We start from the raw sequence: 21,473 nt of genomic DNA, 5'->3' as shown, positions 1-21,473 counted from the left end.
ACGCGTTCGTGCATTCGGGGATTCGTGCATCCGGGGTTCCCAGGGCTCACGTCCAGGGCTACGATGTTCTTCAGGTCCTCATTCAGCTTCGTTCCTTAGCTACAGGTTAAAGGCTGTTTGGCGACAATGAGAGATAAATCCTACATGAATTGAACATTATCCGGATGTGCGTAAATGAGCACCTACCATAAACATTTTAGATTTTAAATGAATCGGGCTGGCCAATTGGTCGGCCCCATTCATTTAAAATAATGCTGCCATAAATAGACATACTCCGTTGACTATTTCTGCATCACTACATCCAACCAGTTACTATTATAAGCAGCCATAAAAGAATCTGAATAACATCATAGCCCAGGGCTTCAGCCCTGGGAATGGGGAATGGGAAATATGGCGATGATGAAAATGTTGGGAATATGGCGCCGGGTGAATGCAAATATGAATTGATTTGAATTGTTTGCCGACGCTCCTTTTATTTACGATTCAATATAAGGTTCGTATTGCCGGTATTTCCTAAAGAAGATAATCGCTGAAAGCGCCTGTAGCAGCAGGATAGCGAGCCATTCATCATGCCCCAGCACCATAAACAGCACGACAAAACAGGTGAGTAGCACATACCGCACGTGCAGTTCGTTATTCATCTTCGGAAAATACAGGAGAGCGCGGAAGAACATCAACAGGGACAGCGCCAGGCAGAAGACCATGAGCAATGACAGCGCTGATGTTTTCGTATAGGCGTTGACTGTGATCATCACCATTTCCGGTATCCACATGATGAGGTAAACAGCCGCCATGCGGGTATAGTGGCGGAAGGTGCTGATAGGCAGATTTTCCATGAAATTGAGCCAGGTATCATCGAAGGCGCGGTGATGTGTGAGCAGCTGCAGGTGCAGCAACACACTTAACATGACGCCCAGCTGAAGACCGCGCAGCTCGAAGTAATCGCCCTGTTGCATGAGGAAAAAGGTGAGCCATAACATCAGGGCCGATACCAGTTTGGCCGTCAGGATGCGGCGGGGAAACTGTGTAAACAGTTCATACAGAAAATACAGCACTGGTGGTTTGGTAAAGCGGCGGTTGATCCAGCGTTGCAGATACCCTGTAAAGAAGAAAGTATCCGGCTGGAACAGTTTTCTGTCGTACAGCGCCAGCGGCCAAAGGGCCATGACCGCATTAAACAGCAGGATGATGAGGGACGATCCGTAGTAGTGATAGCGAAAACCTACTACCATGGCTATTCCTGAGTAGATCCATACCGGCAGGTAGATAGTATTGTGGACCAGCAGCCATTCGCGGAGCCGCCTGTTTTTGTCCATGCTGCCCATGGTCGGGTAGAGGAACTCGTAGCCCTGGCTTTGCATCACTTTCATCACGAAGCCTACGCACTTGAGGCAGTACAGCGCCCATAGCGCTAAGACGATCAGCAGGAACGAGGGGCCTTCGAGGAAGCCTATCATGAGTCCTTTGTGATAGTTGACAAGGCTGCTGCTGTCTACCACGCCGAACAGGAGGTAGAACAATACGAGGAAGAAGCCCGTGTTCTGTATATAAAACTGGGTGGTGAATATTTTTTGCAGGATGGCCGTAACTGAACGCATGTTAATTGAGCGTAATATTTTTATCCGCGATCCGCAGGGTGCCCGTGATGGTGACCTCTTCCGGGTCGAGCGGTTGGTGGGAGGTGATAAGGAAAGTAACGCCATCGGCATGGCGGGTGCGGACCAGATCGTACATGATGGCCAGGGTGCGGGTGTCGATGGTGATGAGGGGTTCATCGAGCAGGATCACCGCCGGGTTGCCGGTAAAGGCCAGCAGCAGCGACAATTTTTTGAGCATGCCGCTGGAATAGGTGCTCACCGGGTTATTCACAAAGATATGCACACCCATTCTTTCCGCTATTTCGCCGATCAGGTGGCGGTCGCCCCCTTTGGTGCCGAGATAGAGTTCGAGCAGATCGCGGCCGGTGAGGAAGGCGGGGTAGAACGGTTCCGCCTCGGCGTAGTTGATCAGGCGGCGGAAGGCCACCGGATGGTCTTTGCTGCTGACTTCCCCGCGAAGCCGGATTTCCCCTCTGAAGGGTATGAGGCCGGCCATTACTTTCATGCAGGTGGTTTTACCCGCGCCATTTTCGCCCTGTAGCCAGTATATGCCGGCTGGCAGCTCCAGATGGGGGATGTCCAGTATAGGCACATCCTGGTAATTTTTTTTGACAGCATGAAGGGCAATAACCGGTTCGGGCATACGTATAAGTTGATCAGTCGTAAATATGAAAAATTAATCCATATAATAATATATTCCGGTATTCAATTTAACAAAAATTTGCCAGCGGCTTTTTTTACGCTGATCATCATACTTTTAGCCGGTTTGGGTATTTATCTCCCCAAAATGTCATGCTTTTTTCATGCAAAAAAAATGTTATACCCAGCGTTATCCACAACCCCGTGAAACATGTGCCGGCACTGCATTCCAACAATGTTCACATTGTTTTTCCACACCTGTTGAAAACTAAAACTCCCCTCGCTGAAGTGGTTCCTTACATTTGTAATCCCGGACGTAATCAGTTTTAGGATATAGATGCTGGAAACAGGCAGGTGGTACATGTGAGATATGCGAATTTTTCAGTATACCAACCCCATTTAGGAAAAACCGAGAACCGCGACCCGATATAAAAAATATTATTATGAGTAACGAGAATGAAATTCTTTTAAAAGAGAACAAGGACCGTTTTGTCTTATTACCGATCAAATATCCCAGGATCTGGGAGCAGTATAAGAAACACGAAGCGAGTTTTTGGACGGCCGAGGAGATAGACCTGAGTGCAGACATGAAAGATTGGGCCAGCATGAATGATGGCGAGCGCCACTTTATATCCCACGTACTTGCTTTTTTTGCCGCCAGTGATGGTATCGTGAACGAGAACCTGGCCGTAAACTTCATGAGTGAAGTACAGATCCCGGAAGCCCGTTGTTTTTACGGTTTCCAGATCATGATGGAAAATATCCACTCCGAGACATATGCGTTGCTGATCGACACCTATATTAAAGACGCCGTAGAAAAAGACCGGCTGTTCCACGCCATCGACACCGTGCCTGCGGTGAAGAAAAAGGCAGAGTGGGCGCTGCGCTGGATCGAGAACGGCACTTTCGCAGAGCGTCTGGTAGCCTTTGCAGCCGTAGAAGGTATTTTCTTCAGCGGCAGCTTCTGCTCTATCTTCTGGCTGAAGAAAAGAGGCCTGATGCCCGGACTGACTTTCTCCAATGAGCTGATCAGCCGTGACGAAGGACTGCATTGCGAGTTTGCCTGCCTGCTGTACAGCATGCTGGAAAATAAACTCAGCGAAGAACAAGTACACACCATCATCCGTGATGCGGTGAGCTATGAAAAAGAATTCATTACAGAAGCCTTACCGGTAGCCCTGATCGGCATGAACTCAGACCTGATGTCTCAATACATCGAGTTTGTAGCCGACAGATGGCTGTCCGAGCTGGGCTACAGCAAAATATACAACGCGTCCAATCCTTTTGACTTCATGGAAATGATTTCATTGCAGGGCAAGACCAATTTCTTTGAGAAACGTGTGGGTGACTATCAGAAGTCAGGCGTAATGGGCGGCAGCAAAGAAGCGCAGACCTTCAGCCTGGAAGAAGACTTTTAATTTATTCATTTGATTATTTAGTCATTTAAATATTGAAATGACTAAATGAAAAAATAACCCAATTTTATCTAACCTCTTAAATTCACAAACCCATGTTCGTAATCAAGAGAGATGGACGAAAAGAAGCAGTGAAATTCGACAAAATCACTGCCCGTATCGAAAAACTGTGCTACGGTTTTAATACGGAATATGTAGACGCAATAGACGTGGCCAAGAAAGTGATCCAGGGTTTATACGATGGCGTAACTACTTCAGAGCTGGACAACCTGGCGGCTGAAACAGCAGCGTCCCTCACCACCAAGCACCCGGACTACGCCCTGCTGGCCTCCCGCATAGCTGTAAGCAACCTGCATAAGAATACAGAAAAATCGTTCTCCAAAACGATGCGCAAACTGTATAACTACATTGATCCTAAAACCGGTAAGAACGCAGCATTGCTGTCTGACGAAGTTTGGGACATCATTGAGAAAAATGCAGACACCCTTGACTCCAACATTATTTATGACCGCGATTTTGCCTTCGACTACTTCGGTTTCAAAACACTGGAGCGCTCCTACCTGCTGAAAACAGACGGTAAAGTGGTGGAACGTCCGCAACACATGTTCATGCGTGTGTCTGTAGGTATCCACAAAGAAGACATCGAATCTGCGATCAAAACATACAACCTGATGAGCGAGCGCTGGTTTACACATGCCACGCCTACCCTCTTCAACGCCGGCACACCGAAACCGCAGATGTCTTCCTGCTTCCTGCTCACCATGCAGGACGACAGCATCGAAGGTATCTACGACACCCTGAAGCAGACAGCTAAGATCTCCCAGAGCGCCGGCGGTATTGGCCTGAGCATTCACAACATCCGGGCTACCGGTTCCTATATCAGCGGCACCAACGGTACCTCCAACGGTATCATCCCGATGCTGCGTGTATTCAACGACACGGCCCGTTATGTGGACCAGGGCGGCGGTAAACGCAAAGGCGCTTTCGCTATCTACCTGGAACCATGGCATGCCGATATCTTCGAATTCCTGGACCTGCGTAAAAACCATGGTAAAGAAGAAATGCGCGCCCGCGACCTCTTCTATGCCCTCTGGATGCCAGACCTGTTCATGAAACGCGTGGAAGCCAACGGCACCTGGTCGCTCTTCTGTCCGCACGAAGCACCCGGACTGCACGAATGCTGGGGCGAAGAATTTGAAGCCCTGTACGAGAAATACGAACAGGAAAACCGCGCCCGCAAAACCGTGAAAGCACAGGATCTGTGGTTCGCTATCCTGGACGCTCAGATTGAAACCGGTACACCATACCTGCTGTATAAAGACTCCGCCAACCGCAAGTCCAACCAGCAGAACCTGGGCACCATCAAGAGCTCCAACCTCTGCACCGAGATCATCGAATATACCGACGCCAACGAAGTGGCCGTATGTAACCTCGCCTCCCTGGCGCTGCCCCGCTTCGTCAACGAAGGCGTATTTGACCATCAGAAACTGTTTGAAGTAACCTATCAGGCTACTTTGAACCTGAACAAAATCATCGACCACAACTACTACCCTGTAGAAGAGGCAGAACGCAGCAACCTGCGCCACCGCCCGATCGGCCTGGGTGTACAAGGCCTCGCTGATGCGTTTATCCTGATGCGTTATCCTTTTGAAAGCGACGAAGCCAAAAAACTGAACAGCGAAATATTTGAAACCATCTACTTCGCCGGCCTCACCGCTTCCAACGATCTCGCTAAAAAAGACGGTCACTACGAAACCTTCCCGGGCTCACCAGCCTCCAAAGGCGTGCTGCAGTTCGATATGTGGGACGTCACACCTTCTTCCCGCTGGAACTGGGACGCGCTGAAAAAATCCATCATTAAAGATGGTATCCGCAACTCCCTCCTGCTGGCACCAATGCCGACAGCCTCTACTTCCCAGATCCTGGGCAACAACGAGTGCTTCGAGCCGTACACTTCCAACATCTACACCCGTCGCGTATTGAGCGGTGAATTTGTGGTGGTGAACAAACACCTGCTGAAAGACCTCGTGGAACTGGGTCTGTGGGATAATGACATGAAAACAAAAATCATTTCCGCTAACGGTTCCATCCAGAATATCAACGAGATCCCTGCTAACATCAAAGAACTGTACAAAACAGTTTGGGAAATCAAACAACGTAGCCTGATTGACATGGCGGCCGACCGCGGCGCGTTCATCTGCCAGTCACAGTCGCTCAACCTGTTCGTAGATACGCCTACTGCCGCTAAACTGACCTCCATGCACTTCTATGCCTGGAAAAAAGGCCTCAAAACCGGTATGTATTATCTGCGTACACAGGCAGCTACCCAGGCGGTACAGTTTACCGTTGAAAAACAAGGCGGCCAGCAAATCCAGCCTGTTATCGCCAAAGGCGGTGACGTTTCCATCGACGACATCCCGGAAGGAGCTGTCTGCACCATGGAAGAAGGTTGCGTAACCTGCAGCGCCTGATTACCAGAAAAGGGTTTATAAGTATAATTAGCAATGTCCCCGGTCTCAACAGCCGGGGATTTTTCGTTTGTATATGCAGGATAATACGCCCGGCAACTGAAAGAATATAAAGAGGTCTCCAGGGATAAAAGAAAAGCAGAACAGAAGGCGATGTAGATCATCAAAAAAGTGCCTGCCGTCAACGATTTCATGCAGAAAAATTCGCAGCTGGCCAGTCTGTTTAATTAGCGGGCGGCAGCGCTTCTCCACAAGCTGTATTTCATAGATGGGAATACCGGTGAGGTAATGTTCACAAGACCACCTTCAATATTTTACTACACCTGCAATTTTATGATTTACAAATTATTGCAGGACTATCCTTCCTTCACCTATCGTATACACATCTCTTTGATAACTCGTTGGCCGCAATGGTATTTTTTTAGCTTTACAAAAAGCTCCATCCGGGCATATTTTTTCTCCAGGGTGGCCGATTTTTCACCGTGAGACCTGGCACTTGTTCATTACGCTTAATCACTTACAATAAATCCGGCTCGCTATCTCCATTAGCATCTTTTAAAGTTTCAGCATCCACCATCTCCGCGGTTTCAAAGTAACTATCCTTCACCACTTTGCCTCCAGCATCTACTTTTAATAAAATATGCGCCCAACCACCACCTGTAGAAAATGAAATCAGATTAAGGCTGATCATCAGATACCGCATATGCTTCATTTCGAAGGTCTGGATATAGGTAGGCATCAGGATGCGCAAGTCTTTCATCTTCTGAGAGAGCGCAACAGGGTTCCCATTCAACATCAGCAAAGGCTCATCTTCCGGCACTTGTGTGATGTCGTCTATCCAGGCAGGTTTCCCATTCTTTTCCACCATACTTAAATCTGAGTAACAATAGAACCCTAATTTACCCAGGCGGGTATCATCTTCTACGAACAAAATATTGTCGTCATCTTTTTCATACAGTACAACTACCGGTTCATGTTTTTCCGGCTGCGTATTTTGAGGTACACTTTTTTTTACCGTATCAACTGGCTGCTGAACAGCGGTTGGATGGTTGCAGGCAAATATCGCAAGGGCAGTTATTAACAGATAGTAGCGTGGTTGTTTCATCGGGTTATCCTTTTATCACTATTCTCTTTTCTTTTTTGTTTTTTAACATATTCATCAATGTAATACTCTTTTCTGTGAGCAGTTCCCGTGACAGTGATGCTTCCATCAAACTTATTTACAATCAACGGAGCATTTCCTCCCAACTTATCGAACACATTACCTGTTTCTATATAGGTCTTATTTTGATAAGAGAAAACCCAACCATATTCAAACGCTACGATGTAATCATAAAGCAGGACAAAGGTATACAATGATTGCAGAGACATCTCTTTTAAATGAATCTCTACTTTTTCAATGGCCATTTCTTTTGTTATCATATTACTTAGTTGGAAAATGCGCTATCTCTATATCTCCATCCGTTTCTTTTCCTGGCTTTAACATTCGTAGGTACAAGCCAACAACAAGGATTGCACCGGCGTATTCACGAAATATTCATCGAAGTATCTCCGGTAAACACTGTCATTCTTTTCTTCTGGATTGGATAATTCCTCACAGGATGGACTTTTCATATCGGTGTACACGCTGTCATTTATATTTATTGCGTGATACAAAAAGCAACCTAGGACGATATTACCGGAAAGAGAAAGTGCTAGTAAAAAAATGGTACACTTGTCTTGTTCATGTTGATAAACGTTTAAGCTGGAGCTGGGCGTTCATTGTGTTTTATTCTTCAGTAGGATGAATGGCTCATTATTCCAAACTGATCTTTGCGAACCCTGATCTCCAGGAGATCCCCTTCCTTTATAAGATCATCATTCTTGTACACCAGGATAATACAACTGGCGTCTACTCTCAGACAGATCTCGTCATCCTCAGAGATACTTTCCACACTTCCAACGACGATTGTAAAATCACCATCCCGATAGAACCCAGGCCCCTTGTTACTTCCAATGGCTGTATTCTTGCGGGTATTCAGCTCTTCCATAAAATCGAATTCAACCCAGTATGTGTTTCCTGGCTCAAAAAGCTGCTCACAAATAAAGCCTGTCCCCTGACCACGATGACTCGTAAACACGATGTATTTCTCTCCTGCCTCGGTAACAATTATCTTCATAGCACTTATCCGATATTTTGTTTTTTTTATTCCTGTTCTATCTTCTCTTAAACTCTTCTCCTATCATCCGGCCATTACAATTTGATATAATTTTAGCATACCATCTCTTCCTTTTCTGAACGACAGCACCCAAATGGTTTACCACAACTTCTTTGGACGACTGTTACTCCGAACAGGCACATAAAAAAGTAAACAATAATATTAGCAGGCATTTCATCAGGCATAGACATTAAACTAAAGGTAAATATTTGAGATTGGATTTTTCATAAAACCAGGGTTATCTTCTTTTAAAAAAAAACAATATCTATATATCAACCAACAAAAAAAACGTATATTCGATGCATGTATTGAGAATGTTACCCTATCTGTAGTCCCTATACGATCAGTTACCCTAATACCAACTACAGGTACGATTCAACATGCAGCTTTAGAAGGATACCTATACTATTTACCAACAGCCCTTTATTATTTTATTTTAAAGCAAGCATTATGTTACGTTATTTTCCGGGGCTATTCCTCTGTACCGTATTGTCATTCGGACGAGCAGAAGCCCAGTCAGCCATCAGTGCTGTAAAAGATTCATTAAAAATAAGCGGCGGAGAAATGGTTATCCGCAACAAAAGCAGGCAGGTGCAGGGTTTCCTGTATAACCAGTCCAATGGCGCCACCACCTTCCGGAAAGCAGGCAAAGTCATTCAATTTACCGTGGGCTATGCAGGTTCTCCGGCAGCAGGCGACAGTACCTACACGCACCCCGACCTTCAGCAAAAGAACATCAAAGTATGGCGCAACGGTCTGCTGCAACAGCCGCTGGTGATCGACACCGTGGCGGGCAGGATCACTTTCCGTCCCCCGCTGGCACAGCAGGAGACCATTTACATAGAAGCGCTCAGTACGATTATCAATGTGAATGCACGTTAAAATCCCTTTATCATGAACAAACTTATTTTGTCCATTTTTTTCCTGTTGACAGGAATTGTTGCCAGCGCCCAAGGCCCCATCAGCATAGAAAAAGACTCCATCAAAATCCTCAACGCCGAACTGGTGCTGAGAAACAAAACCAGAGACGTTAACGGCTATCTTTTCAACACCGGCGACGGGAAAACACTTTTCAGAAAGCTGGGAAAAACGATCCAGTTTAGGGTAGGAGATCCCGGATATCCTATTGCCGGCGACAGCGTTTATCAACATACCGCACTGGCCAACTACGTCATCAAAGTCATGAGAAACGGCCTGTTACAGTACCGGCGTAATACCAACGGCGTTAATATCGATGACCAGAACGGCAAGATCGTTTTCTATCCAGCGCTGCAAGCTAACGACAACATTTACATTGAAGCGCTGGGTGGTATAGACCTCTCCCTGGATGGCAGCGATGTCAACATCGGATCGCCCGTAGCTCCTGCTACCGTCCTGCCGAAAGCGGGCGTTTCAGAAAGCAGCGGCAAAGCCTTCCTCCTACGGTGGGGCACCAACGCCAAAACGTTGTACATCAATCCCAGAGTGGTGGGTATCGGCTCTTCCACGCTGGCAGGGTATGGCTTAAATTATCCTGACCGCCTCGGCGATAAAATTGCGGCCTGGCTTACTGCCAATACCTTTAATCCCACCTGGGAGAACCTGGCCGTAGCTGGATATAGCAGTAAAGACCTATTGCCTATTCTAAACGGCGGCACCCTTGGGCATAATATAGAAACAGCCCTCAGTATGGGCCCGGACTTCATTTTTGTATCGTTGCCTTCCAATGATCCATCTGCCGGTATAACCGTCAACGAGAGTATTGTGAACCTGAAGACGATTGACACCCTTGCGATGCTCAAAGGCGTACCGGTATTCTTTGAAACCACGCAGCCCCGTACCAGCTACACACCTGCGCAACAGGGATTACTTCGTCAGCTGGCAGACAGCATCAGAAGTATATGGCCACAACGGTATGTAGAAGGCTTTAAAGACCTTGTTGACCCAGCCACACCCGGCGCCATCTTACCTATCTACAATAAAGGAGACGGCATACACCTTACCAGCGCAGGCAATCAGCTGATCGCCAATGCACTTTTTGAAAGATGGCTCGATTATTTTCAGGCCGTCAAAGGTGTAAAACGGTACGTGATCGATTCTTCCCTTGATAAGACCAACTGGGCAATCTTTGCGCAGGAGCAGGAAGGTAATGTGGTAAAGCGGTCGTTTCCCCGCTTTGATACTGTCAAACAGTTCTTCCGTATAAAAGCAGAATTAAAAGACGGTACTTCTACCCCCTACTCCAATATCGCCACACTGGAAGAAAAACACAACCCTGCTATCCCCGGCGTCAATGATTACAGCTACCGGCTGCTTGTGGACCTGGGCGGCGACGGCGTCAATACCATCAACGGCTCCAACGGCAAAGACGGCAAACCTACCGTTTCACCTGACAGCTGGGGGAAATACTGGAACAACTGGTACGGCATCGGTGGCGTCACCGGCTTCGCTGACCAGGCAGCTATCGCACGCCTGCGGACCACCACCAACGCCGGCACCAAAATGAGCATTCAGCTACTTGGCTCCCCTACAGGAACATTCGGTTCCTCCGCCACCCAGGCCATCAACTACAATGGTTTTCTGGTGCCTGTGGGCGATTATCCCATGGAAGCCATATATGATAATATGTTCATCCACTCGTCTAAAAACCCGGATGGTGTCACCTTCCGTATCAGAGGACTTATCAAAACCAATATGTATTATATCAAACTGTGGGGCGCCCGCCTGGATGATAATACCACTCCCCGTACCTTACAGGCACGGCTGGGAGATGAGACCTGGGCCACTGCACAGTCGGTGGACAATCGCTACGCCAGCGCCGGTACTCCCGACTATAATAGGGCCGTCACCTTCAATCACATCACCGGTGTAGATTCTGTTGATATTGTGATGCGTACCGGCGGCAACAGCGCCTTTGCACACGTCAGTCTCATAGACATCGGCGTTATGGGTAACCTGCCGGCCATTCCGCAACTGACGCTGCGGGATAGCAGCACCACCCTGAGTACGATGCAACTCACCGCCGTACCTATTAATGGCGCCACCATGGCCTCTTACCAATGGACACAGATTTCCGGCCCCAATACCGTTACCATCAATAACAGCACCGGCCCAACTGCCGGCCTCTCCGGTCTGACCAACGGCACTTTTATCTTTAACGTATCCGGCACCACCACCGACGGAGACGGATTAAGCGCACAGGCGACCGTTAAAGTGTATCCCAATAACAACGGCAAAAAAACGCTCCGGGTGCATTTCAGTAAGACCGCGGCCACGTCGATACCTGGCTGGTTCAATGTGTACAACCCCGGCGTTAATCAGCGTATTATCATGACCGACCCTGTTACCAACTGGACCGTTGATAACGTCAGCACTTCTTCGACTTATTGGTCACCCCTGGGCGGCGCGCAGGCAGCCGACACAACCGGCAGCACCACCGGCAATAACAGCGGTGTTATTCCGGATATCGTCCTGAGGGCCTTCTGGTTCAACTACTCCGTGAGATACACCACCGGCACGGATAACCTGCTGATCAAAGGGCTTATTCCCGGTCGTTCCTACACTCTTAAATTATACGCTTCGCGCAGTGCTGCGGTTGGAGAGATCAGATATGGCGCATGGCGTGTAAATGGCGGTTCAGAGCTATTACAGGATGCAGCAAATAACACGTCCCGTGAAACAGTTGTTAGTGCTGTGGCAGATGCTTCAGGGAACATCAAGATAGCTGTGTATGCTCCCACCAATTCAGCTACCAATGGAAACAACTCTTATCTTAATGCGTTGATCGTGCAAGAAGATTAGATGATATTTAGATTAAACTAAGCAGCCCGGGCTTTATGAAGACCGGGCTGCTGGTTATATAACAGGCACTTTATTCTAGCGGATGTACCTTGATAAAATCCTCTAATAACACCAGCAAATCCTCCCGTTCATAAGTACCATAATACTCGATATCAAGATCATCTACCTGGCGACAACGGTTTTATCACGCAGCATTTCTATCTCACCTCGTACGAGTTTTTGTCTGAACACATCCGGCTCAAACTCTGGATTAACTAAAGTGTATGCCTTTTCCAACAATGAACTTTTCTCTGCTGCCCCAATTGTTCTTAGCGCATCAATGGTTGAAAGCGCAAACATACCATACCGGTTCGAGAAATACTGATGAAAACCACCGTTAAAAACCTGTGCATCCAGAACCTCAATCAGATAGACAACCCGCAATTGCAAAGGAAGTGCTGTTACATATTGATACCAACTATCATCCTGCAGCTGAAACCATTCTTCCGTTAATCCACCTACCGCTAGTTCAAAAGCTTTACTTACCTGTTCTGTATACTGTATAGGTATATATTCTGTCATTAATTAATAAATCAGCACCAGGTTGCAATGCCGATTGCAGTCCATCTCTACCTGTTTATTGAATATTTAATGTTACTTTTTCCCCACAGGAGGACCACGTTTTTTTAACCTGGTATTTCCAGCGAAGCAAGTACCAGCTCATCATACAACCAGTCACTCAGTCGATCATAGGTTTGAACAAAATCAGCCCGGCCTGCTGTTTCATTGTAGTAAAATATTGCAGGATCATCATTTCCGTCACAAACAAAAAAAGCGAATTGGTAACCCTGATGCATCCAACATATGAACGCTTTATCCGGCAGATCTTGACAACCATGACAGGCCAATAATGCTATAGCCTCTCTATTAACGCTATCCAGCTTTTCATATTCCCAATCAGAACCTGCCATGTACGTATCAGCGCCCCTCCCTGCTACCGCCAGAAATTGTTTATATGCTACGGGAAGCTTTATCCCGTGCATATCTTCCAGCATGACTATATCTTCATCTGAACAGGGTTGTAATTGTATATTGTTATATTTCAGGGTGGAGAGTATGTCTTCTATCATCTGGCTATAGGGATTAGTATAAATATAGCAATTTTTAAACGTCAGCTAAATCGGCTTGTTGAAGAATAATGATCATTCCCGGAATTCAACCACCTTCCCGGAGGAATAAGTTGATGCTGCTACAAAATATGCCCGACATGCAAAAAGACCTGTTGGCAACCACTTTCATTAATCTTCTCTAGCAACAAGCGCCTCACCTTTCCCTGTAATTCTTCTCTTATGGCTCGATCCCCAGTCCGACAATACAGCGACTATTTCCTTCAGCGTTGCTGCATATTCGGTCGGCAAATATTCCACCACCACTGGTGTCTGGTCGGCTTTGACGGCTCTCGTCACCAGCCCATTCAATTCCAGGGATTTTAGCTCCGTTGATAATACCCTCGCTGAAATACCATTAATCCTACGCTGTAATTCATTAAAACGGTGATGGCCATTTACCACGGCAATCATAATACGGAGCTTCCATTTGCCCCCTAGCACATACATCGCATCTTCTACCGCAGACAGTTGAGCGGTACATTTCACTTCTCTTGAATCTGGATTTTCCATACGCCTATCCGGGTTAAATAACGTGTAGGTTACTACTAACCTTTTGTTTACTACTAATCTTTTATTAGCGAATGTAGGTAGTTTTGACTTCTCAAACAGTAAAAGAAATGAAAAAAATATTGCACATCATCTCCAGTCCGAGATCGGATGCTTCCGTCAGCAGGAAGTTAGGAAATGCTATCATAGAGAAGATAAAGGAAAAACACGCTGACTGTATCGTAACAGTACGGGACCTGGCCCTAAATCCGCCGCCCCACCTAAATGAATCACACATCGATTCCTTTTTCACCCCTGCAGAAAACCGGACAGCCGAACAGTTGGATAATATCCGGTATTCGGACGAAGCGATTAGCGAACTACTGGACGCCGACATCCTGGTTGTAGAGACCCCGATGTACAACTTCTCCGTCACTTCCACCCTGAAAGCCTATTTCGACCACATTACCAGAGTGGGAATCACCTTTAAGTATACCGGAAAAGGCTTATTACCGGCAGGTTTGTTGAAAAACAAGCAGGGGTATATCGCCACGACTGCCGGTGGGATTTATTCAGAAGGCGACCTGAAAAACTATGATTTCACGGAACCCTATGTACGTTCTTTCCTCAGCCTAATCGGCATTGATATAGCGGGCGTTTTCAGAGCTGAGGGGCAAGCTATCATAGGACCCGACGCGGCGCTGGAAAACGGATTGGGGAGCATTGCCATTGCGGTGTAAGGACAACAGGCACATTGGGTCCATGATGATGGGCCCGATGTGTTAAAAAATAAAGTAAATGTTCTGCTTTGTACGAATAGCTAATTCTAAAAGCTGATAATGCCTGCTGCCTTCTCCTTCTATCTCGTATTTAATTTCGTTACATGCGTATAATCGTAATAGGAATATTTACGATATGTTTTCGATACCTGACTATCCACTTCCCCTTGTAGTGTTCAATCAGACAAATCGGATAATGCGGCGCTAAATCAAACCGCAGCCCTATTTTCAACGCAGCCAGGTTAATTTCAATTTTATTCTTTCCAGGCTGACGAAGCAGACCAACCATTAAACTGGTATGATCTGTCTGACCTGGAAATGGATAATCTTTACTAAATACCGGATGCTCTCCAATTTTTACATGATTATGCATCAACACAACAGTATCTTCAAAATCACCTTTAAACAGAAAATAAAGAGAATCCTTATTTTTCAAAGTGACCAAAAAATCAGGTTCCCCAATCGTGTCATGGATAATGCTAACTGTATCCTTTCCCGTGACAATGTTGCGGCCAGTATGCTTTACCGGTAGACAGCTGAATAAGACAACCACTAAAATTACTGCACCTAAAAAAATTCGGCGACTCATGTTTATAATAAATAGGGATAGCGATTATTTGATTGAGACCAGGCTCTTCTCCACCCTAGTCAACGCATCATGATATTACAAATAAACTGGCAATAAAACGCTGACAGGTACCACCTTCCCCCTGCACGAGCCGGGCTTCCATCGAGGCATTTCACGTACAACCCGTACCAACTCCTTCTCCGCCAGAGTCAGGTCATCATTGGATTTCCCCATTATTCCGGCAGCAATCACAGCGCCATTTACATCTATCACCAATCGCAGTTTAAAAGAAGCCTGCCACTCCTCCTGCCCCGGATATTTAAATCTTTCGATAATAAACTTCAACATGGCAACATCACCTCCCGGATATTCCGGCACGTTATCCACATGAACAAAAACGTTCATCTCAACCGCGGAATCATATTTATAAGGGCAGTCCAAATGGATGTACGTTTTATTACTTTGCTTTGCGCTCATCATAATAAAGCCAACCAGCACCACCAGCCCTAAAAGGCCAAAACACTTCATAGGTTATTTATCTAAAGATGATATCAATTATCACTTCCTGAATGATATAATTCCTACCCAATATCAGAAAAGGGATAATAAACATCAAACCATTTTCATGCTATATGGGTCAAGGTTACTATTTAGTTATTGTAACATTCGCGTAGCAATGCCATAATTAACCTTTAAGTTATCCTTTAGGCTCACCTTCAAATGTATAGTATCGGTTTTTATCAATGACATTCCGTCCCCTTCTATTTTGAACCTATCAAGTTTGTATAAATAAGTGGAGTCATTGATATACGCAGGGGCTTCCGCAGTTAAAAACGTCTCACTTTTAATACTCAAAACTGGAGCTTTTCTATACATCCCATTCAACTCTATCAAAACTGCTTCAATATCACGATCATTTTCCTTACTTGGTTTTAATAAATGGTAGGTACAAGCCAATAGAAAAGGCTGAACAGGGTACTCACATAGTATTTATTAAAATACTGTCTGTAAACACTATCATTCTTCTCAATAAAAATCTTCTGATAATTTTCCATTGAGTATAATTCAGAAGATTCTGGACTTTTTTGATCTAAATATGTATAAGCCTTTTTGCTCGTATTCTTTGGTTGTAGAACATACAAAGCTCCAAGAACAACGTTACACATGATTGAAATAGTAATCCTATTTTCCTGTTATTTTTTTTCATCGCTTATAGGTTGTCTGATTTTAATTTTCAATTTACCTGTTTGAACCCAACCTGTACCTCCACTTAACCTAACTTCCGACCAGCGCCTTAATGAGATCAACTCACTGTCTGAAGAAGATAAGCACTGTATTTTATATACTAACGGCAGCCTGTCACAGAATGCCAGGACTAAAAAATGCCTTTCAAATCAATCAACTCATCTATCCACCTTTTAGAAAATCCCTCTTTTACTAATTTCTCAAATTCGATAGAAAGATTCTCACCTGAAATTATTTTTCTAGTTATAAATCTATCATAACAATTGTATAAATATAAAAACGATAAAAATTGATTTGCTGTATTACATACAACATGCAAGTCTGACACGTCTTTTGTAATACATACAATCATATTATCACAACTTCTAATACAAAAATTATAATAATCGTTATAGAATGCAAAACAACCCAGGTCTTCTTCTATAAATTCAATATCCGAGTCAAAGTTAATTGCTCCTATACCAATACTTGAAACATTTGTATTGTAAATCAAATCCTCCAAAACATTACGAGTATTAGCATTTTCCTCACTATACCTTAGAAGGGAATCTTCCCTATATTCCTCCGCTTCCTCTAAGCTCATCGAATGATTCATTTTTCTTCGCCCGTCTAATATCTGCTCTACCGAAGGAACCAAATTGTTAATCTTTTTGATAAATTGATGTATATCCATTGTTTAATATTATATCCTTATAATACCTCGGGTTCTTTCCTTACTCCGGCACTAAGAGAAGATTTTAAATTACCTTCATCGTCATAAACCATAGTCGGGCTATATCCACCTTTCTCCTGAATAGTGGTTCCATAACCTACTTTGTCTACTCCTAACATACTTCTTAGCTTCTTCATCATATTCATAGGCCACTACAAACGGGATGAGATGCTGCCTTCCATTGATGTAGTTAGAAAACTGGCCGATGCTTTAGATACTACAGTCGGGTTTCTCCTTGGAGAGGCAAATAACACCAACATACTTAAAGACCCTAAGATGACAAAGCGGCTTAATGCGATTAACGAACTTTCAGACAGAGATAAAGAGTGCGTATACTCACTCCCGGATGCTTTCCTCGCTAAATCTAAACTACAAGCAATTCTTAAATAACGATACCATCAGTTGTGCTGCTGAAGGCATCATTGCAACCTACTAGTGTTACTTAAGATTTCTTGTCCGCAACTATTGTTTTAATTTCATCAAGCTGTTGAGTAAACCTTTCCAAATTTATATCCTCCTGCGTAATAATTACATCTCCATTCATCTGCGTAATCTCCATTGTACTTAACCCTAATATTCTTAACATTCCGGCAAAGCAAGTCGCCCTCATATCAGTATCTTCATCCGAACCATACAGCGAATAAAACAATTTTAAAAGCGCTACATCTGAAGTCCCCATGTAAGCTTGCGATAAGCCAGACAAACTAAACATTCTCAAATCTAAATCACTATCAGGCTCATTGATAAATTGTATCGCTTTAGTGCGATACTTTTCTTTTTGAATCTTTAATCCAAATAGCAATCCATAAATAGCAACCCGCCTTATACTAGAGCGGCTATCACCCAAATAAGATGCTAAAACCTTCTCTATTGAAGACACGCTTTTGATACGGTCTGTATAATATAGATCATATAAATACTTATACAGTTTAGTGCTACTGTCATTTATATTATCTATCTCGCTCCAAATCAGTTTTTCCTCATTCATTTGCTTACTCATCTACTCTTTCTTCAAATTTAGTTTAGTACCAGTTTCATTTGCAGCATTCGTTAACATCGTCCGATAAGAATCATATTGTTTTTGTAGGTTGCTCCGCAAGTTTTAGCCTCATCAAGAACACCTCCCATAAACTTTCCATTATTTATTAACTTCTCTAACTCTCTTATTCTTCCATTCAAACTTCTCATATGACCAGATATGTCATCTAAGTGGTCCCACACCTTACCTCTTCTTGGATCTATGATGGGACGACCATTCATATCTCCAATTGCCGCCCCTAAATGTTTCTTATCAATCCCATTAAAAGGGTTAGGTAGGTCTTCTTTAAAATCTGAAAGCTTTTCTGCCCCGTCATCATTTGAACTACCTTGAGACGACGCTGCATTTGACAACAAGGTTAAAGCAGAGCGAAGTGGTAAAGTCACTGATTTCAGAGCAACCAATCCATCACTTGCCACAGCCAAAGCAGGCGCCGCTCCAGAACTACCTCCTCCAATCATACGCGCCGACCCATGGGCACTAACCGTGGTTGTATTATTAAATGCCTTTGCATGTTCCTCATTCAACCCTATACTTTCAGCTGACCGGGTAGAAAAGGTAACATTACTTGCAGTCCCATTTATAGTTCCCAGAGCCGAAGGCATTGTAGCATTTAATAACTCTTTTGAATACCTCTTACCTTTTTCAGTATAAAACGGAAAATCATAAAAAACTGCATATATAAATTCCGCTACCTTTCCCCCTGTGGATTGCCGCGGAGGCCAAGATTGATCAGGTGGATCACTAGGGCCCATACCCTGTACATCAATAAGCCTGATTGGATTATCTGCAGCATAAGTATAAGCACCCAAATCAGGATAATTGGCTGTTAACGGATCCACAGATAAGAACTTCCCAATCCTTGGATCATACACCCTCATCCCATAATCCTGCTGGTTCCCCTCTCCCTTCACCTCATTATCATTCTCCTTCCCATTAAACCCATACCTATACCCCCCGCTCAGACTCCACTTCCTCCCCACCATCTGCATCCCAAAAGGCGCATAGTCCGTCGCTGAGAACACCGTCGCATCTGTACCGGTCTTAACATCAGAAATAGTCGCCATCACATTCCCTAAGTGATTAAATAGCTCATACCGGATCAGGTTCGTCTGCCCTCAGAGCGTAGCAGCGTTACCGATAGCACCATCACTGACGCTCATTTCAAGCATCCACACACCAAGGCGAAACTGCTGTATAGCTGTTGTTCTTTCCGGATCGCTAAAAAGATCATCTGAAGAGAGAAAGACTTGGCAAGCACTGTAATTTACTATTAATATAATGCCTACCAAGATGAAGCTTAGAAAATTCTTACCCGAAAAATATGTTGTCTAAGTCAAATAGACTCACTAGCTAAGTAATGAATAATTTCAAGTAAAAAATCGGATTCCAATACGGAATCCGATTACTCGCCTTCTTTGCTTGTAGATCTCAATCCGATAACACTCGTTTGGCAAGTACATCGTTGAGTATAATGTGTGTTTCCTAACCTCGAGTAAATTATCCCCTACTCCTTTATAGTATTACTATATTCCCAACACCAAACTACATAATCGAACTCGGAAAATCCCTATGGCCACATGGCAAATTCCTCATATGAGTTAAATTTCAAGACCTCCTCTTTCTTCAAAAGTCTTCCATGATCATTATCAATGATAACCTTTATATCGGGCGGGATAGAAGCAAGCAAAACCTGTAAATAGTGAAAATCATAAAATAGACAATGAAAAAAATTAAATACTCCAAACTCGGATTGTAAATATTCTATCTCACCAGGCTCCATTAGATCTATGGTACTATTATTCTTCGAAATAGAAAAATAGGTTCCAACCTGATACGGTATATTGCATTCAATTTCGGCCTCATTTACTTCTTCGAATTTAATAGCATTTTTTGCATACACTAATAAGTCGGATAACTTAAATGTAGAACCTGTAATCAAAATTGCATCTTTCATAATCCTGTTACATTTAAGGGTTTTTAGGGGTTATAAATTTCAATAACTCTTTGATATCTCTAAATACTGGTGTGTTATCTTTTCTCAAGCTTTTTTCTACTGCTCCTCCCATCGGTGGACTAAAGAAAATAACAGTCCTTCCACCAGCGTTCGGCTTAATCCTGTCATTAATTTGAGTACGCTTACTCTTTCCGTTGCCATCATGGACTTCAATCACAAAGTTATTTAGTTCAACATCCAAATCTGTCAATGTCCGTCCTGTTTTAGGATCTATCATATCTCTCTCGACTGATAAAACGGTATTTGGCATAGCTTGATCTATAGCTTCTGCTACTGTCTTTACCATTGGATGCATTTTTCCAAAAAATCTGTTATATCTTGCCCCTGTATATGGAAGTTGCTTTACCCCCTCTGTATTCGCCTTTCGTGGAAACACACTAGAATTCTCCGCAGGAATCCCACCAAACGACATGTATATTTGATCAACAGCTTGTCCCTTAAATACATCTTCATCCCCACTAATTGAATACATTAAAGATGCAATAGGCCCTTGCAGAGCTTCACCTAGGGCGACATCGTAATCACGTTTTATTCCGGCTACTCTTTCTCTGGTTCTAGATTCTGGGCCAATCCAACCGTTTCCGTATATGTCTGATATCGCTATGTGACTTTCTGGAATCTTCCACATCTTCGCTGCAATTTGCTCGGCGTGTGCTTTCTGCATTGCAGCTCTCTGTCTAAATGCACTACCAAATTGACTTAACTCTTCCTCAGCGCCATCCCTGTCTATTGCTTGAATCGGAGTATTTCCTGCGAACTGATAGGGTGTATACCATGGATAAGATTTCGTCAACGGGTCTACACTCAAAAACTTTCCAACCCTCGGATCATATATCCTCATCCAATAATCCTGCTGGTTCCCCTCCCCCTTTACTTCATTATCATTCTCCTTCCCGTTAAACCCATACCTATATCCCCGCGCCGTTCCATCTGTACCGCCACTACCGCCATCACCAGGCACGCCGCCGCTCTGTTCAGCGCTTACTCAAAGAACTCCCATAAATATATCCCTTTTCCCTCATTTGTTTTTTTCAGTTGAAAGAAAAAAATCCGGATGGGCGCTCGCGCGGCAAGCGCGTCCGGGAGGACGGAGGATGCGTTACTAACGTCGAGGCATATATCCTAACGCCAGGCAGCGGACCAGTGCTCAGCCCATGTACTGCGGCTGATCGCATCCTCCGTTCTTCCGGACGCAAGCAATATTATTCAACGATGATCGAAGAACTATCGCTGGTGTTCGCGCAGCTTGTTCTCCCGCTGGTGGATCAGGGAACTGACCTCTGGCAGCTATAATCTCCCGCTTAATCAGGGCTCCGCCGCCCCCGCCGCCACTCCCCCCGGGGCCGCTGGGGTGAGAGTGTGGGCGAGGGTCCCGAAGGGC

Annotated in this window: 20 protein-coding genes; 5 read left to right on the top strand and 15 right to left on the bottom strand. The window is 44.6% G+C overall.

Going from position 1 to position 21,473, the window contains the following annotated elements; all coding sequences use genetic code 11:
* Nucleotides 1-476: 476 nt before the first annotated feature.
* Both ICL55_RS26885 and ICL55_RS26880 read right to left on the bottom strand, forming a co-directional pair.
* Nucleotides 477-1,598, bottom strand: coding sequence for a hypothetical protein (locus ICL55_RS26885; RefSeq protein ID WP_188103419.1), 1,122 nt, complete (start codon nucleotides 1,596-1,598; stop codon nucleotides 477-479).
* 1 nt (nucleotide 1,599) lies between these two features.
* Nucleotides 1,600-2,241, bottom strand: a complete 642-nt coding sequence (locus tag ICL55_RS26880; protein ID WP_188103417.1) for an ABC transporter ATP-binding protein — start codon at nucleotides 2,239-2,241, stop codon at nucleotides 1,600-1,602.
* Nucleotides 2,242-2,680: 439 nt separating this feature from the next.
* Between ICL55_RS26880 and ICL55_RS26875 the strand changes: the two genes are divergently transcribed.
* On the top strand, nucleotides 2,681-3,655 hold the full coding sequence (locus ICL55_RS26875) for a ribonucleoside-diphosphate reductase small subunit (protein ID WP_188103414.1): 975 nt from the start codon (nucleotides 2,681-2,683) through the stop codon (nucleotides 3,653-3,655).
* Nucleotides 3,656-3,747: 92 nt separating this feature from the next.
* On the top strand, nucleotides 3,748-6,123 hold the full coding sequence (locus ICL55_RS26870) for a ribonucleoside-diphosphate reductase subunit alpha (protein ID WP_188103412.1): 2,376 nt from the start codon (nucleotides 3,748-3,750) through the stop codon (nucleotides 6,121-6,123).
* Nucleotides 6,124-6,637: 514 nt separating this feature from the next.
* On the opposite strand, the gene ICL55_RS26865 is transcribed toward ICL55_RS26870, so the two are convergent.
* The 3 genes from ICL55_RS26865 to ICL55_RS26855 form a co-directional block, all read right to left on the bottom strand.
* Entirely contained in the window at nucleotides 6,638-7,225 is a 588-nt protein-coding gene (locus ICL55_RS26865) for a hypothetical protein (RefSeq protein WP_188103410.1), read from the bottom strand.
* A complete protein-coding gene (locus tag ICL55_RS26860) occupies nucleotides 7,222-7,542 on the bottom strand; it encodes a YrhB domain-containing protein (RefSeq protein ID WP_188103408.1) in 321 nt (106 codons plus the stop codon). The genes ICL55_RS26865 and ICL55_RS26860 overlap by 4 nt, the downstream gene beginning before the upstream one ends.
* A gap of 353 nt (nucleotides 7,543-7,895) precedes the next feature.
* The gene (locus ICL55_RS26855) at nucleotides 7,896-8,279 is read right to left on the bottom strand and encodes a hypothetical protein (protein WP_188103405.1); all 384 of its coding nucleotides are present in this window, start codon (nucleotides 8,277-8,279) and stop codon (nucleotides 7,896-7,898) included.
* A 489-nt stretch (nucleotides 8,280-8,768) separates the two neighbouring features.
* Between ICL55_RS26855 and ICL55_RS26850 the strand changes: the two genes are divergently transcribed.
* Together ICL55_RS26850 and ICL55_RS26845 are read left to right on the top strand one after the other, a co-directional pair.
* A complete protein-coding gene (locus ICL55_RS26850; RefSeq protein ID WP_188103403.1) occupies nucleotides 8,769-9,200 on the top strand; it encodes a hypothetical protein in 432 nt (143 codons plus the stop codon).
* Nucleotides 9,201-9,212: 12 nt separating this feature from the next.
* A complete protein-coding gene (locus ICL55_RS26845; RefSeq protein WP_188103401.1) occupies nucleotides 9,213-12,098 on the top strand; it encodes an SGNH/GDSL hydrolase family protein in 2,886 nt (961 codons plus the stop codon).
* Nucleotides 12,099-12,260: 162 nt separating this feature from the next.
* Here the strand turns inward: ICL55_RS26845 and ICL55_RS26840 are convergent, their stop codons facing one another.
* The 3 genes from ICL55_RS26840 to ICL55_RS26830 form a co-directional block, all read right to left on the bottom strand.
* Complete coding sequence (locus tag ICL55_RS26840; protein WP_188103400.1) at nucleotides 12,261-12,659, bottom strand: DMP19 family protein; 399 nt, start codon at nucleotides 12,657-12,659, stop codon at nucleotides 12,261-12,263.
* 104 nt (nucleotides 12,660-12,763) lie between these two features.
* Nucleotides 12,764-13,207, bottom strand: coding sequence for an SMI1/KNR4 family protein (locus ICL55_RS26835; RefSeq protein WP_188103398.1), 444 nt, complete (start codon nucleotides 13,205-13,207; stop codon nucleotides 12,764-12,766).
* Between the two features lie 168 nt (nucleotides 13,208-13,375).
* Nucleotides 13,376-13,756, bottom strand: a complete 381-nt coding sequence (locus ICL55_RS26830) for a winged helix-turn-helix transcriptional regulator (RefSeq protein WP_188103396.1) — start codon at nucleotides 13,754-13,756, stop codon at nucleotides 13,376-13,378.
* Nucleotides 13,757-13,863: 107 nt separating this feature from the next.
* Here ICL55_RS26830 and ICL55_RS26825 point away from each other — a divergent pair, with 107 nt between their 5' ends.
* Entirely contained in the window at nucleotides 13,864-14,472 is a 609-nt protein-coding gene (locus ICL55_RS26825; RefSeq protein ID WP_188103393.1) for an FMN-dependent NADH-azoreductase, read from the top strand.
* A 139-nt stretch (nucleotides 14,473-14,611) separates the two neighbouring features.
* On the opposite strand, the gene ICL55_RS26820 is transcribed toward ICL55_RS26825, so the two are convergent.
* From ICL55_RS26820 to ICL55_RS26790, 7 genes are all read right to left on the bottom strand, one after another.
* On the bottom strand, nucleotides 14,612-15,100 hold the full coding sequence (locus ICL55_RS26820) for a hypothetical protein (RefSeq protein WP_188103391.1): 489 nt from the start codon (nucleotides 15,098-15,100) through the stop codon (nucleotides 14,612-14,614).
* 75 nt (nucleotides 15,101-15,175) lie between these two features.
* Complete coding sequence (locus ICL55_RS26815) at nucleotides 15,176-15,607, bottom strand: hypothetical protein (RefSeq protein WP_188103389.1); 432 nt, start codon at nucleotides 15,605-15,607, stop codon at nucleotides 15,176-15,178.
* Nucleotides 15,608-16,454: 847 nt separating this feature from the next.
* On the bottom strand, nucleotides 16,455-16,907 hold the full coding sequence (locus ICL55_RS26810) for a hypothetical protein (protein ID WP_188103387.1): 453 nt from the start codon (nucleotides 16,905-16,907) through the stop codon (nucleotides 16,455-16,457).
* Nucleotides 16,908-17,478: 571 nt separating this feature from the next.
* Nucleotides 17,479-18,036, bottom strand: coding sequence for a hypothetical protein (locus ICL55_RS26805; RefSeq protein WP_188103385.1), 558 nt, complete (start codon nucleotides 18,034-18,036; stop codon nucleotides 17,479-17,481).
* Between the two features lie 50 nt (nucleotides 18,037-18,086).
* Complete coding sequence (locus ICL55_RS26800) at nucleotides 18,087-19,142, bottom strand: RHS repeat domain-containing protein (RefSeq protein ID WP_188103383.1); 1,056 nt, start codon at nucleotides 19,140-19,142, stop codon at nucleotides 18,087-18,089.
* Between the two features lie 503 nt (nucleotides 19,143-19,645).
* Complete coding sequence (locus ICL55_RS26795) at nucleotides 19,646-20,032, bottom strand: hypothetical protein (RefSeq protein WP_188103381.1); 387 nt, start codon at nucleotides 20,030-20,032, stop codon at nucleotides 19,646-19,648.
* Between the two features lie 13 nt (nucleotides 20,033-20,045).
* Nucleotides 20,046-21,053 (bottom strand): RHS repeat-associated core domain-containing protein, encoded by a 1,008-nt coding sequence (locus ICL55_RS26790; protein WP_188103379.1) that lies wholly within the window; start codon nucleotides 21,051-21,053, stop codon nucleotides 20,046-20,048.
* Between the last annotated feature and the right edge of the window lie 420 nt (nucleotides 21,054-21,473).

The organism is Chitinophaga varians (genome assembly GCF_014529945.1).
Lineage (GTDB): Bacteria > Bacteroidota > Bacteroidia > Chitinophagales > Chitinophagaceae > Chitinophaga > Chitinophaga varians.
Note: the sequence above shows the minus strand (reverse complement) of the source record. Positions and strands in the feature narration are given on the sequence as shown.

Excerpts from the sequence above, each read along its gene's own strand:
- ICL55_RS26825 (WP_188103393.1), top strand. The coding sequence starts at position 13,864 with ATGAAAAAAATATTGCACATCATCTCCAGTCCGAGATCGGATGCTTCC.
- ICL55_RS26840 (WP_188103400.1), bottom strand. The coding sequence starts at position 12,659 with ATGACAGAATATATACCTATACAGTATACAGAACAGGTAAGTAAAGCT.
- ICL55_RS26885 (WP_188103419.1), bottom strand. The coding sequence starts at position 1,598 with ATGCGTTCAGTTACGGCCATCCTGCAAAAAATATTCACCACCCAGTTT.
- ICL55_RS26820 (WP_188103391.1), bottom strand. The coding sequence starts at position 15,100 with ATGAGTCGCCGAATTTTTTTAGGTGCAGTAATTTTAGTGGTTGTCTTA.
- ICL55_RS26815 (WP_188103389.1), bottom strand. The coding sequence starts at position 15,607 with ATGAAGTGTTTTGGCCTTTTAGGGCTGGTGGTGCTGGTTGGCTTTATT.
- ICL55_RS26795 (WP_188103381.1), bottom strand. The coding sequence starts at position 20,032 with ATGAAAGATGCAATTTTGATTACAGGTTCTACATTTAAGTTATCCGAC.
- ICL55_RS26830 (WP_188103396.1), bottom strand. The coding sequence starts at position 13,756 with ATGGAAAATCCAGATTCAAGAGAAGTGAAATGTACCGCTCAACTGTCT.
- ICL55_RS26860 (WP_188103408.1), bottom strand. The coding sequence starts at position 7,542 with ATGATAACAAAAGAAATGGCCATTGAAAAAGTAGAGATTCATTTAAAA.
- ICL55_RS26835 (WP_188103398.1), bottom strand. The coding sequence starts at position 13,207 with ATGATAGAAGACATACTCTCCACCCTGAAATATAACAATATACAATTA.
- ICL55_RS26850 (WP_188103403.1), top strand. The coding sequence starts at position 8,769 with ATGTTACGTTATTTTCCGGGGCTATTCCTCTGTACCGTATTGTCATTC.
- ICL55_RS26880 (WP_188103417.1), bottom strand. The coding sequence starts at position 2,241 with ATGCCCGAACCGGTTATTGCCCTTCATGCTGTCAAAAAAAATTACCAG.
- ICL55_RS26845 (WP_188103401.1), top strand. The coding sequence starts at position 9,213 with ATGAACAAACTTATTTTGTCCATTTTTTTCCTGTTGACAGGAATTGTT.
- ICL55_RS26810 (WP_188103387.1), bottom strand. The coding sequence starts at position 16,907 with ATGAGCTTAGAGGAAGCGGAGGAATATAGGGAAGATTCCCTTCTAAGG.
- ICL55_RS26875 (WP_188103414.1), top strand. The coding sequence starts at position 2,681 with ATGAGTAACGAGAATGAAATTCTTTTAAAAGAGAACAAGGACCGTTTT.
- ICL55_RS26800 (WP_188103383.1), bottom strand. The coding sequence starts at position 19,142 with ATGGCGACTATTTCTGATGTTAAGACCGGTACAGATGCGACGGTGTTC.
- ICL55_RS26855 (WP_188103405.1), bottom strand. The coding sequence starts at position 8,279 with ATGAAGATAATTGTTACCGAGGCAGGAGAGAAATACATCGTGTTTACG.
- ICL55_RS26805 (WP_188103385.1), bottom strand. The coding sequence starts at position 18,036 with ATGAGTAAGCAAATGAATGAGGAAAAACTGATTTGGAGCGAGATAGAT.
- ICL55_RS26870 (WP_188103412.1), top strand. The coding sequence starts at position 3,748 with ATGTTCGTAATCAAGAGAGATGGACGAAAAGAAGCAGTGAAATTCGAC.
- ICL55_RS26865 (WP_188103410.1), bottom strand. The coding sequence starts at position 7,225 with ATGAAACAACCACGCTACTATCTGTTAATAACTGCCCTTGCGATATTT.